The sequence below is a fragment of the Streptococcus mitis genome (assembly GCF_022137125.1).
GTDB lineage: Bacteria > Bacillota > Bacilli > Lactobacillales > Streptococcaceae > Streptococcus > Streptococcus mitis_CE.
In genome coordinates, this window is record NZ_JAKNEQ010000001.1 from 120,651 (window position 1) to 133,885 (window position 13,235).

The window sequence follows — 13,235 nt, forward strand, 5'->3', positions numbered from 1 at the left end:
GATAAACGAGGGAAAACCTCGGAAAATTTAAAGGAGAATCCATCTAATGGTAAAATTGGTTTTTGCTCGCCACGGTGAGTCTGAATGGAACAAAGCTAACCTTTTCACTGGTTGGGCTGATGTTGATTTGTCTGAAAAAGGTACACAACAAGCGATTGACGCTGGTAAATTGATCAAAGAAGCTGGTATTGAATTTGACCAAGCTTACACTTCAGTATTGAAACGTGCTATCAAAACAACAAACTTGGCTCTTGAAGCTTCTGACCAATTGTGGGTTCCAGTTGAAAAATCATGGCGCTTGAACGAACGTCACTACGGTGGTTTGACTGGTAAAAACAAAGCTGAAGCTGCTGAACAATTTGGTGATGAGCAAGTTCACATCTGGCGTCGTTCATACGATGTATTGCCTCCAAACATGGACCGTGATGATGAGCACTCAGCTCACACAGACCGTCGTTACGCTTCACTTGACGACTCAGTTATCCCAGATGCTGAAAACTTGAAAGTGACTTTGGAACGTGCCCTTCCATTCTGGGAAGATAAAATCGCTCCAGCTCTTAAAGATGGTAAAAACGTATTCGTAGGAGCTCACGGTAACTCAATCCGTGCCCTTGTAAAACACATCAAAGGTTTGTCAGATGACGAAATCATGGACGTGGAAATCCCTAACTTCCCACCATTGGTATTCGAATTCGACGAAAAATTGAATGTCGTTTCTGAATACTACCTTGGAAAATAAAAAATTGTAAGTCTAGAATTGATTTCTAGGCTTTTTATGTTAGTATGGTAGTATGATAAGGAATAAAAAACAAGATTATGTACTGACCTACAAGCAACCAGCTTCAACCACTTACAAGGGCTGGGAAGAAGAGGCCTTACCGATTGGCAATGGTTCTTTAGGGGCAAAAGTATTTGGGCTTATAGGTGCTGAGCGGATTCAATTCAATGAAAAAAGTCTCTGGTCTGGAGGTCCACTTCCTGATAGTTCAGATTATCAGGGTGGAAATCTTCAAGATCAGTATAGTTTTTTAGCTGAAATTCGGCAGGCTTTGGAAAAGAGAGATTACAATCAGGCTAAGGAACTGGCTGAGCAGCACCTAGTTGGACCAAAAACCAGTCAATATGGGACCTATCTATCTTTTGGAGATATTTTCATTGAGTTCAGCCGGCAAGGTAAGACTTTGTCTCAGGTGACGGATTACCAGAGACAGCTGAATATCAGTAAGGCACTTGCGACGACTTCTTATGTACATAAAGGGACTATGTTTAAACGAGAAGCCTTTGCCAGTTTTCCAGATGATCTCTTGGTTCAGCATTTTACTAAGGAAGGGGCGGAAACTCTAGATTTTACTATAGAACTGTCCTTGACACGTGATTTGGCTTCTGATGGAAAGTATGAGCAGGAAAAATCTGATTACAAGGAATGCCAGCTGGATGTCACTGATTCTTATATCTTGATGAGGGGACGGGTTAAGGATAATGACCTGCGGTTTGCTGGCTGTTTAGTTTGGGAAACGGATGGAGACATTAGAGTCTGGTCGGATAAGGTTCAGATATCAGGAGCCAGTTATGCCAATCTTTTCTTGGCAGCTAAGACAGATTTTGCCCAAAATCCTGCTAGCAATTATCGCAAGAAACTAGATTTGGAGCGACAAGTAAAGGACTTGGTGGAGACAGCTAAAGAAAAGGGCTATGCCCAATTGAAATCAAGGCATATTCAGGACTACCAAGCCTTATTCCAGCGTGTTCAATTGGATTTGGGGTATGATGTTGACACATCCACTACAGATGATTTGCTAAAAAATTATAAGCCACAAGAGGGGCAGGCTTTGGAGGAACTGTTCTTCCAGTATGGGAGGTATTTATTGATTAGTTCTTCCAGAGATTGCCCAGATGCTCTACCAGCTAACCTACAGGGAGTCTGGAATGCGGTCGACAATCCTCCTTGGAATTCGGACTATCACCTGAATATCAACTTGCAGATGAATTATTGGCCAGCCTATGTGACTAACCTCTTAGAAACGGCCTTTCCGGTCATCAACTATATCGATGATTTGCGTGTCTATGGTCGCATAGCGGCTGCAAGGTATGCAGGAATCGTTTCTCAGAAAGGGGAAGAGAATGGTTGGTTGGTCCATACTCAAGCGACTCCTTTTGGCTGGACGGCACCTGGTTGGGATTACTATTGGGGCTGGTCGCCAGCTGCCAATGCGTGGATGATGCAAACGGTCTATGAAGCCTATACATTTTATAGGGACCAAGACTATCTCAGGGAGAAAATTTATCCCATGTTGAGGGAAACGGTTCGTTTTTGGAATACCTTTTTACATGAGGATAAGGAGGCCCAGCGTTGGGTATCTTCTCCATCTTATTCGCCAGAACATGGGCCGATTTCGATTGGCAATACCTATGACCAATCTCTGATTTGGCAATTATTCCATGATTTTATTCAGGCTGCTCAAAAATTGAGGCTGGATGAAGACTTGTTGACGGAAGTCAAAGAAAAGTATGATTTATTAAATCCTCTTCAAATTACTCAATCTGGTCGAATCAGGGAGTGGTATGAGGAGGAAGAGCAGTATTTTCAAAATGAGAAAGTGGAAGCTCAACATCGGCATGCTTCCCATCTGGTGGGACTTTATCCTGGAACTCTCTTTAGTCATAAGGGGCAAGAGTATCTTGATGCGGCGCGTGCTAGCCTCAATGATCGTGGAGATGGGGGAACAGGCTGGTCCAAGGCTAATAAGATCAATCTCTGGGCGCGTTTGGGAGATGGCAATCGAACCCATAAATTATTAGCAGAGCAGTTAAAGACATCCACCTTGCCCAATCTTTGGTGTAGCCACCCTCCTTTTCAGATAGATGGTAATTTTGGTGCTACTAGTGGCATGGCAGAAATGTTGCTTCAGTCTCATACAGCTTATCTGGTGCCCCTAGCTGCCCTACCCGATGCATGGTCATCAGGTTCCGTTTCAGGTTTAATGGCACGTGGACATTTTGAAGTTAACATGAGGTGGGCGGATAAAAAACTTTTACAGATGACCATTTTATCAAGAAGTGGGGGAGATTTGCGAGTCTCTTATCCAGGTATTGAGAAGAGTGTGATTAAAATGAATCAAGAAAAAATAAAATCGAAATGCATAGGGAAAGATTGTATTTCGGTGGCAACAGCAGAAGGTGATCTGGTTCAATTTTATTTTTAAGAAGATGTTATACTCTTCTAAAATCTCTTCAAACCACGTCAGCTTTATCTGCAACCTCAAAGCGGTGCTTTGAGCAACCTGCGGCTAGCTTCCTAGTTTGCTCTTTGATTTTCATTGAGTATTAGAAGGCAGTAGTTTGATACTGCCTTTTAATAAGGATTTAAGAATGTAAGCAGTTTCCAACTAGTTGAAAAAGCGTTATAATGGTAGTAGGAAGTAATTTGTTTGAGAGAGGGTGGGTCTGATGGCTTATATTGAGATGAAACACTGTTACAAGCGTTATCAGGTTGGGGACACGGAGATTGTGGCCAATCGCGATGTGAATTTTGAGATTGAAAAGGGTGAATTGGTGATTATTCTAGGTGCATCTGGTGCAGGCAAGTCAACGGTTCTTAACCTTCTTGGGGGAATGGATACCAATGATGAGGGGGAAATCTGGATTGATGGTGCCAATATTGCAGACTATAGTTCGCACCAGAGAACCAATTACCGTCGCAATGATGTAGGCTTTGTTTTTCAGTTTTATAATCTAGTTTCCAATCTAACCGCTAAGGAAAATGTGGAGTTGGCTTCAGAAATCGTGACAGATGCCTTGAATCCTGAACAGGTCTTGACAGATGTAGGTCTGGCTCATCGTCTCAATAACTTTCCAGCCCAGCTTTCTGGAGGGGAGCAACAGCGAGTCTCCATTGCACGCGCGGTAGCTAAAAATCCTAAAATTCTCCTTTGTGACGAACCGACAGGCGCCTTGGATTATCAGACGGGCAAGCAAGTCTTGAAAATTCTGCAAGATATGTCTCGTCAAAAGGGAGCGACGGTAATCATCGTGACTCACAATGGAGCTTTGGCGCCCATTGCTGATCGCGTGATTCATATGCACGATGCCAGTGTCAAGGATGTGGTGATCAACCAGTATCCTCAGGATATCGACAGTTTGGAGTACTAGCATGATCAAGCGAAAAACCTATTGGAAGGACTTAATTCAGTCCTTCACAGGCTCCAAGGGGCGTTTTTTATCCATCTTAACCTTGATGATGTTGGGATCTCTAGCCTTAGTAGGCCTCAAAGTAACCAGCCCCAACATGGAGGCGACAGCTAATGATTATTTAACAACTGCTCAAACCTTGGATTTGGCAGTTATGTCTAATTATGGTTTGGATCAAGCAGATCAAGAAGAACTAAAACAGACGGAGGGCGCAGAGGTTGAGTTTGGCTATTTGACAGATGTGACTATGGAAAATGGGCAGGATGCCATTCGGCTGTACTCCAAACCAGAGCGAATTTCAACCTTTCAGCTAAGAGAGGGACGACTTCCTCAGTTAGACAAGGAAATCGCTTTGGCCACTCATTTGCAAGGCCAATACAGCGTGGGACAGGAAATTAGTTTTAAAGAAAAAGAAGAGGGTCATTCCTCTTTAAAAGACCATACTTATACCATTACTGGTTTTGTGGATTCAGCTGAAATCCTCTCTCAGCGAGATATGGGCTACGCAGGAAGTGGAAGTGGGACTCTGACAGCCTATGGGGTGATTTTACCTAGTCAGTTTGATCAGAAAGTCTACAATATAGCTCGTTTGAAATATCAAGATTTATCAGAATTAAATGCCTTTTCATCAGCTTATGAAGAAAAATCTAAGCAACATCAGGAAGACCTTGAACAAGCTTTGTCAGATAATGGAAAGGCACGTCTGCAATTCTTGAAAAAAGAAGGCCAAGAGTCTCTCGATAAGGGGCAAGAGACCCTTGATAAGGCTCAGGCTAATTTGCAGGAAGGCAAGAGTCGTTTAGCAACTGCTCAAGCTCGTTTACAGGCTCAGGAAAGTCAACTAGCCTTGCTACCTCAAGTTCAGAGAGAGCAGGCTAGTGCTCAACTTACCCAAGCTAAGCAGGAATTGAGCAAGGAAGAGGACAAAATAAAGCAGGCTGAACAAAATTTAGCCCAAGAAAAGGAAAAATTAGAAAAACATCAGCAAGTCTTGGATGAATTAGCTGAGCCCAAGTATCAGGTCTATAATCGTCAGACCATGCCTGGTGGTCAGGGCTACCTCATGTACAGCAATGCTTCAGCCAGTATTCGGGCAGTGGGCAATATCTTTCCTGTAGTGCTTTATGCCGTAGCAGCTATGGTGACCTTTACAACCATGACTCGTTTTGTGGATGAAGAGCGAACTCATGCAGGGATTTTTAAGGCCTTGGGCTATCGTAGTAAGGATATTATCGCCAAATTTCTCCTCTACGGTCTAGTAGCTGGAACTGTCGGAACAGCTCTGGGTAGCATACTTGGACATTATTTACTAGCCGGTGTGATTTCAAGTGTCATTACAAAAAGCATGGTGGTGGGAGAAACCCAGATTCAGTTCTATTGGACCTATAGCTTACTGGCTCTTGTCTTGAGTTGGTTGGCGAGTGTGTTACCAGCCTACTTGGTAGCTCGTAGGGAACTTCATGATGAAGCAGCCCAGCTTTTATTACCTAAACCTCCTGTTAAAGGAGCTAAAATCTTACTAGAGCGCATCGGTTTTATCTGGCGTCGTCTCAGTTTTACCCATAAGGTAACAGCCCGTAATATCTTCCGTTATAAACAGCGGATGTTGATGACGATCTTTGGTGTGGCAGGTTCAGTCGCTCTGCTCTTTGCAGGTTTGGGAATTCAATCCTCTGTAGCAGGAGTTCCGTATAGACAGTTTCAACAAATCCAACAGTATCAAATGATTGTCTCTGAAAATCTTAGTGCGACCAATCAAGACAAGGCAAATCTAGAAGAAGTGTTGAAAGGTCAGGCTATTCAAGCCTACCAGAAAATTTATTCTAAGACGCTAGACAAGGATTTTAAAGGCAAGGCTGGTCTTCAGACTGTTACTCTTATGATGACAGAGAAGGAGGATTTGACTCCCTTTATCCATCTGCAACATCATCAGCAGGAGCTGACATTAAAAGATGGCATCGTTATTACAGCTAAACTTGCCCAGCTGGCAGGTGTCAAGGTTGGACAAACTCTAGAAATTGAAGGTAAGGAATTAACGGTTGCTGCTATTACTGAGAACTACGTTGGTCACTTTATTTATATGAGTCAGGCTAGCTATGAGCAAATTTACGGCCAGCTACCCCAAGCCAACACTTATCTGGTTTCGCTAAGGGATACCAGTGCAACTAGTATCGAAAGGCAGGCCGGCTTACTTATGAATCAAGCTGCGGTGTCCAGCGTTGTCCAAAATGCTTCAGCCATTCGACTCTTTGACTCCGTCGCTAGCTCACTCAATCAGACTATGACCATCTTGGTCATCGTATCGGTTCTGTTGGCTATCGTTATCCTTTACAATCTAACCAACATTAACGTAGCTGAGAGAATCCGTGAACTCTCCACTATCAAGGTTCTCGGTTTTCATAATAATGAAGTCACTCTCTACATTTACCGTGAGACGATTGTGCTGTCCCTTGTGGGAATCGTACTTGGTTTGGTATCTGGTTTCTATTTACATCAATTTTTGATTCAAATGATTTCGCCTGCTACTATTCTCTTTTATCCGCAGGTAGGCTGGGAAGTCTATGTAATCCCAGTGGCAGCAGTAAGCATCATTTTGACCTTGCTTGGTTTCTTCGTCAATCATCATCTGAGAAAGGTTGATATGCTTGAAGCCTTGAAATCTGTAGAGTAAGGTAGTTGTTTTTATCTGATTGAACTTATATATACTCGTAAACAAAAAATCCTCCGTTTCAAAGAGTAGGGAACTCTTTGTGACAGAGGATTTTTTCTATAGGGCTTTAGCAGCTGCAATTGCGGCTTCAAAGTTTGGTTCAGAGTTGATATTGTCCACGTATTCAACGTAGCGAATAGTATTGTCAGTATCGAGGACAAAGACTGCGCGTGCCAATAGGTGCCACTCATTGATTAAGAGGGCATAATCACGTCCAAAGGAATGGTCGAAATAGTCTGAAAGCATGATGGCATTTTCAATACCTTCAGCACCACACCAACGTTTTTGGGCAAAAGGGAGGTCCATGGAAACAGTCAAGACGACCGTGTTGTCCAGTCCAGCCAGTTCTTCATTAAAACGACGCGTTTGAGTTGAGCAGATGCCTGTATCGATAGAAGGAACGACACTCAAAACTTTTTTCTTCCCATCAAAATCAGCCAGAGATTTTTTAGAAAGGTCTGCTGTAGTGAGAGAAAAATCAAGTGCCTTGTCGCCGACTTGTAGTTGTTTACCTGTAAAACTCACAGGATTTCCGAGGAAAGTTACCATAAGATACTCCAATCTTTTTTCTTCCATTTTAGCTGAAACAGTCGGAATTTTCCAATGATTTGACCGGAAATATGAGCATAGAAAAAACGCCAACTCATGTGAGAATGACGTTTTTCAGAGGCTTATACTCAATGAAAATCAAAGAGCAAACTAGGAAGCTAGCCACAGGCTGTACTTGAGTACGGCAAGGCGACGCTGACGTGGTTTGAATTTGATTTTCGAAGAGTATTATTTTGCCAATCCTTCAGCAATCTTATCAAGGTTGTATTTCATCATGTTGTAGTAGCTGTCGCCTTCTTTACCTTGTTCTGCGATAGAGTCAGTAAAGATTTGTGCGTAGATTGGGATGTTTGTGTCTTGAGATACAGTCTTCATTGGACGGTCATCCACACTTGATTCTACAAAGAGGGAAGGAGTTTTTGTTTGGCGAAGTTTTTCAACCAAAGTCTTGATTTGGTCAGGTGTTCCTTCTTCTTCAGTGTTGATTTCCCAGATATAGGCACTTGGGACACCGTAGGCTTTAGAGAAGTATTTGAAGCATCCTTCGCTGGTTACGATGAGTTTTTTCTCAGCAGGGATGTTGTTAAATTTCTCTTTAGCTTCCTTGTCAAGTTTGTCTAGCTTATCAGTATATTCTTTGAGATTTTTTTCGTAGAATTCCTTGTTGCTAGGGTCTTTAGCGCTCAATTGTTTTGCGATATTTTTAGCAAAGATCATACCGTTTTCAAGGTTAAGCCAAGCGTGTGGGTCTTCTTTGCCTTTTTCGTTTTGGCCTTCAAGGTAGATAACATCAACGCCTTCGCTGACTGCAAAGTAGTCTTTGTTTTCAGTTTTCTTGGCATTTTCTACCAATTTTGTAAACCAAGCATTGCCACCAGTTTCAAGATTGATACCGTTGTAGAAAATCAAATCAGCTTGAGATGTTTTCTTAACGTCTTCAGGAAGTGGTTCGTATTCGTGTGGGTCTTGACCAACAGGAACGATACTGTGAAGATCAATCTTGTCACCAGCAATATTTTTAGTAATATCAGCGATGATTGAGTTTGTAGCAACAACTTTTAGTTTTTGACCAGAAGCTGCATCTTTTTTTCCACTTGCACATGCTACAAGAGCGATGACGGAAAGAAAGAGAACGAGTAATGTACCTAATTTTTTCATTAGATCCTCCAATTTATTGGGGTTTTGCCCCTTATTTTAACAAATGTTTATTTTTCAGTTTCAAATATCGTTGTTTTGGAGCGATAAAGAAGCTAATGAGAAAGAAACTAGCAGCTGTGAGCACGATACTAGAACCTGCCGCAACGTTAAAGCTATAACCGATAAAGAGTCCCAAAACTGAAGCTATCGCTCCAAAGGTTGAGGAAAGGAAAATCATGCTTTTCAGGCTATTAGCATAAAGATAAGCAGTTGCAGCTGGGGTAATCAGCATGGCTACAATCAGGATAGTTCCGACACTTTGCATGGCTGTCACAGACACGAGAGTCAGGAGTACCATGAGAAGGTAGTGATAGAAATTGACAGGCATTCCCATGGCTTTAGCCAAGAGTTCATCAAAGGAAGTTATCAAGAGTTGCTTGAAGAAAATCCAGATTAACAAGAGAATGACTGCCCCAACACCCATAGTAATAAACATATCCGTATCTTGGACGGCTAGGATATTACCAAAAAGGATATGGAAAAGGTCAGTTGAACTTTTAGCGACACTAATCAAGATGATACCGAGGGCTAAGAAAGAAGAAAAGGTAATGCCGATGGCGGTATCGCTTTTGATAATCGAGTTCCCCTTGATGTAGGTAATGATGATAGCAGCTAGCAATCCAAAGACAATGGCTCCGATAAAGAAGTCAACGCCCAAGATGAAGGAGAGGGCTACACCTGGCAAGACAGCATGTGAAATGGCATCTCCCATGAGTGACATCCCGCGTAGGATGATAAAACATCCCACAGCTCCAGCTACGACCCCGATGACAATAGCCGTTATCAAGGCATTTTGTAAGAAATGGAATTTTTGTAATCCATCGATAAATTCTGCAATCATAGGTCACCTCCATTGAAAAATAGTCGATTACCGTAAGCTTCTTTGAGATTGGATTCGGTAAAGGTTTCTTTGGTTGGACCAAAGGCAATCACTTCTCGATTGACAAGCAAGACTTGATCGAAGTAGTGGGGAACCTTGCTGAGGTCGTGGTGGACGATGAGAACCGTCTTTCCAGCTTTTTTCAGATCTCTCAGCGTATTCATGATGATTTCCTCACTGACTGAGTCAATCCCAACAAAGGGTTCATCCAAGAGGATATAGTCGGCTTCCTGCACCAGACATCTGGCAATCAAGACCCGCTGGAATTGACCTCCAGACAGTTGACTGATTTGACGTTCAGCGTAGTCAGCTAGACCGACAATTTCAAGGGCCTCTTGCACTTTCTTCCAATGTTTAGCTTTTAAACTGTGAAAGAGAGGAATAGAGGGAAATAGTCCTAGCGAGACACATTCCTTGACCTTGATGGGAAAGTTGTAGTCGATATTGATTTTTTGTTCGACATAGGCGATTCGATGTAAGGATTTTTTAACTTCCTTGTCATCGAGAAATGCCTGACCTTGATGTGGGATAATTCCCAGCATCCCTTTTAATAATGTTGATTTCCCAGCACCGTTTGGACCAATGATACCGGTAATTGTTGGTCCTTGGAGCACTAGTGAAATATCCTTAAGTGCCAACGTTTCTTTGTAGGAGACACTGAGGTTTTCGATACGTATCATACAGTTGTATTCCTCCTGTCTCTTAATATACCTTAAAAAAAAAATTAAGTCAAGTTAATTTTTGAAAAAATTAAAATAATAACTGAAAAACAATAGAAAATATCAGTTCATTTTTAATTGCATTCCCAGGTAATTTTTGTTAAGCTAAAAACAAGTATAAATGAAAGCGAGAACAAGATGACACGTTATCAAGATGATTTTTATGATGCTATCAATGGAGAATGGCAACAGACAGCTGAAATTCCAGCAGATAAGTCTCAAACGGGAGGTTTTGTTGATTTAGACCAAGAAATTGAAGACTTGATGTTGGCGACAACAGACAAGTGGTTGGCAGGAGAAGAGGTTCCTGAGGATGCTATCTTGGCAAACTTTGTCAAATACCACCGCCTAGTTCGTGATTTTGACAAGAGAGAAGCTGACGGTATCACACCTGTTTTGCCACTTCTTAAAGAATTTCAAGAATTGGAGACTTTTGAGGATTTTACAGCTAGACTAGCAGAGTTTGAGCTTGCTGGTAAACCTAACTTCCTTCCTTTTGGTGTCTCACCAGACTTTATGGATGCTAGAATCAATGTTCTATGGGCTAGCGCTCCAAGCACGATTCTGCCAGATACGACCTACTATGCAGAAGACCATCCTCAGCGCGAAGAGCTCTTGACTCTTTGGAAAGAAACTAGCACAAATCTTCTCAAGGCTTATGATTTCTCTGATGCAGAAATTGAAGACTTGCTAGAGAAAAGACTAGAATTGGACCGTCGAATTGCGGCAGTGGTGCTCTCTAATGAAGAAAGTTCAGAGTATGCTAAACTCTACCATCCATATGCTTACGAAGATTTCAAGAAATTCGCACCTGCCCTACCTTTGGATAACTTCTTCCAAGCCGTTCTTGGACAAGTACCAGACAAGGTGATTGTAGACGAGGAACGTTTCTGGCAAGCAGCAGACCAATTCTATAGTGAAGAGGCATGGCCTCTCCTCAAGGCAACCTTGATTTTGAGTGTGGTTAATCTCTCAACAAGCTATTTAACAGAAGAAATCCGTGTCTTGTCAGGTGCCTATAGCCGTGCGCTTTCAGGAGTTCCAGAAGCCAAAGACAAGGTCAAGGCAGCCTACCAGCTAGCACAAGGTCCATTCAAACAAGCCTTGGGTCTCTGGTATGCCCATGAAAAATTCTCTCCAGAAGCCAAAGCAGACGTGGAGAAAAAAGTGGCAACTATGATTGATGTCTATAAGGAACGCTTGGCAAAAAATGACTGGCTGACTCCAGAAACTCGTGACAAGGCCATCGTCAAACTCAATGTCATCAAGCCTTATATTGGTTACCCAGAAGAATTGCCAGAACGCTACAAGGACAAGGTAGTGGATGAAAATGCTAGTCTTTTTGACAATGCTCTAGCCTTTGCGCGTGTGGAAATCAAGCACAGTTGGAGCAAGTGGAACCAGCCTGTAGACTACAAGGAATGGGGCATGCCTGCTCATATGGTCAATGCCTACTATAATCCACAGAAGAACTTGATTGTCTTCCCAGCAGCTATTTTACAGGCGCCTTTCTATGATTTGCATCAGTCATCATCTGCTAACTACGGTGGTATTGGGGCAGTTATTGCTCATGAAATTTCCCACGCTTTTGACACCAACGGAGCTTCCTTTGATGAAAATGGTAGTCTCAAGGATTGGTGGACAGAGAGCGACTATGCCGCCTTCAAGGAGAAAACACAAAAAGTTATTGACCAATTTGATGGACAAGATTCTTATGGAGCAACCATCAACGGTAAATTGACTGTATCAGAAAACGTTGCTGACTTGGGAGGAATCGCTGCAGCGCTTGAAGCAGCTAAGAGAGAACCAAACTTCTCAGCAGAAGAGTTCTTCTACAACTTCGGTCGCATCTGGCGCATGAAAGGTCGTCCAGAATTTATGAAACTCTTGGCTAGCGTTGATGTGCACGCACCAGCCAAACTCCGTGTCAATGTACAAGTACCAAACTTCGATGATTTCTTTACAACCTATGATGTCAAAGAAGGAGACGGTATGTGGCGTTCACCAGAAGAGCGCGTGATTATTTGGTAATGCAAAAAATCTAGTCATCAGAAAAAGGCATCCAATCAGGTGTGAGAACCTTGATAGGATGCCTTTTATAATTGAAAGATTTGCTGGATAGTTTACTTAAATTGCGCTATTGATTGTCATCATCTTGCTAGAAAAAAGGATTGAAGGTTTTTTCGTGAGCAATAGTAGTAGCTGGACCATGTCCTGGATAAACATCGTAGTTTGGCAGGGTGAAAAGTTGGGTCTGTATACTATGAAGGAGTTGCTCCATGCTACCAGTCGGAAGGTCTGTTCGTCCGATGGTTTCACGGAATAGGGCATCTCCTGTCAAGACTAGGTGAGCATCAGGAAAGACTAGGGAAACACCACCGATAGAATGTCCTGGTGTTGGTAAGACGGTGAAACGAAATTCCTCCAGCTGATATTCCTCATGAAAGACAAAGGTGTGTTCTGCAGGTTTTGCGACCACATCTGCCATATCATCGTGGCGAGGAAGCCCAGAGAGATTATCGATAGGAGTATAGAGCCAGCTGGCTTCACTCTCTGCAATATAGACCGGAGGATTGCCAAAAGTTTCGCGAACCAAGTCCAGACTCATGATATGGTCATAATGGGCGTGGGTAAGGAGAATAGCGCAGATCGGTTTGTTGATGTTCTCTATTGTCTGACGAATGGCTTCCCAATGGCTACCAGGATCGACGACGATGAGGTGTTTTTCGCCTTCTAGGTAATAGGTGTTTTCATAGGCAACAGGATTCACGGTTTTATGGATTTTCATACTAGCTCCAATCTCAAAGAATGTACTAATACTCTTCGAAAATCTCTTCAAACCGCGTCAACTTTATCTACAACCTCAAAGCGGTGCTTTGAGCAACCTGCGGCTAGTTTCCTAGTTTGCTCTTTGATTTTCATTGAGTATAAATTAAGTATAGCACAGTTGGGGAGAATAAGCTGGAAAAGGAAATAGGTCTAGAAAGAAGAA

10 protein-coding genes are annotated in these 13,235 nt (G+C 42.5%); 5 read left to right on the top strand and 5 right to left on the bottom strand.

Annotated elements, in window-relative coordinates:
• The first annotated feature begins 46 nt into the window (after positions 1-46).
• The 4 genes from L0P31_RS00610 (at position 47) to L0P31_RS00625 (ending at position 6,859) form a co-directional block, all read left to right on the top strand.
• Positions 47-739, top strand: a complete 693-nt coding sequence (locus L0P31_RS00610) for a phosphoglycerate mutase (protein ID WP_000240129.1) — start codon at positions 47-49, stop codon at positions 737-739.
• A 52-nt stretch (positions 740-791) separates the two neighbouring features.
• Positions 792-3,203 carry a glycoside hydrolase family 95 protein gene (locus tag L0P31_RS00615; RefSeq protein WP_049516480.1) on the top strand — a complete coding sequence of 804 codons (2,412 nt, stop codon included), beginning with the start codon at positions 792-794 and terminating at the stop codon, positions 3,201-3,203.
• A gap of 244 nt (positions 3,204-3,447) precedes the next feature.
• The gene (locus L0P31_RS00620; protein ID WP_049540036.1) at positions 3,448-4,149 is read left to right on the top strand and encodes an ABC transporter ATP-binding protein; all 702 of its coding nucleotides are present in this window, start codon (positions 3,448-3,450) and stop codon (positions 4,147-4,149) included.
• A 1-nt stretch (position 4,150) separates the two neighbouring features.
• Positions 4,151-6,859, top strand: coding sequence for an ABC transporter permease (locus L0P31_RS00625; protein WP_238095330.1), 2,709 nt, complete (start codon positions 4,151-4,153; stop codon positions 6,857-6,859).
• Positions 6,860-6,955: 96 nt separating this feature from the next.
• Here the strand turns inward: L0P31_RS00625 and tpx are convergent, their stop codons facing one another.
• The 4 genes from tpx to L0P31_RS00645 all read right to left on the bottom strand — a co-directional run bounded on the left by tpx (position 6,956) and on the right by L0P31_RS00645 (position 10,204).
• Complete coding sequence (gene tpx, locus L0P31_RS00630; protein ID WP_031233174.1) at positions 6,956-7,447, bottom strand: thiol peroxidase; 492 nt, start codon at positions 7,445-7,447, stop codon at positions 6,956-6,958.
• Between the two features lie 228 nt (positions 7,448-7,675).
• A complete protein-coding gene (gene psaA / locus L0P31_RS00635) occupies positions 7,676-8,605 on the bottom strand; it encodes a metal ABC transporter substrate-binding lipoprotein/adhesin PsaA (protein WP_000733076.1) in 930 nt (309 codons plus the stop codon).
• A gap of 31 nt (positions 8,606-8,636) precedes the next feature.
• Positions 8,637-9,485 (bottom strand): metal ABC transporter permease, encoded by an 849-nt coding sequence (locus L0P31_RS00640; protein ID WP_049551311.1) that lies wholly within the window; start codon positions 9,483-9,485, stop codon positions 8,637-8,639.
• The gene (locus tag L0P31_RS00645) at positions 9,482-10,204 is read right to left on the bottom strand and encodes a metal ABC transporter ATP-binding protein (RefSeq protein WP_049551312.1); all 723 of its coding nucleotides are present in this window, start codon (positions 10,202-10,204) and stop codon (positions 9,482-9,484) included. Before L0P31_RS00645 ends, L0P31_RS00640 begins: the two co-directional genes overlap by 4 nt.
• A 177-nt stretch (positions 10,205-10,381) precedes the next feature.
• Between L0P31_RS00645 and pepO the strand changes: the two genes are divergently transcribed.
• Positions 10,382-12,274, top strand: a complete 1,893-nt coding sequence (pepO, locus tag L0P31_RS00650) for a M13 family metallopeptidase (RefSeq protein WP_238095332.1) — start codon at positions 10,382-10,384, stop codon at positions 12,272-12,274.
• Between the two features lie 127 nt (positions 12,275-12,401).
• Here the strand turns inward: pepO and L0P31_RS00655 are convergent, their stop codons facing one another.
• Complete coding sequence (locus L0P31_RS00655; protein WP_023946184.1) at positions 12,402-13,031, bottom strand: MBL fold metallo-hydrolase; 630 nt, start codon at positions 13,029-13,031, stop codon at positions 12,402-12,404.
• Positions 13,032-13,235 lie beyond the last annotated feature (204 nt).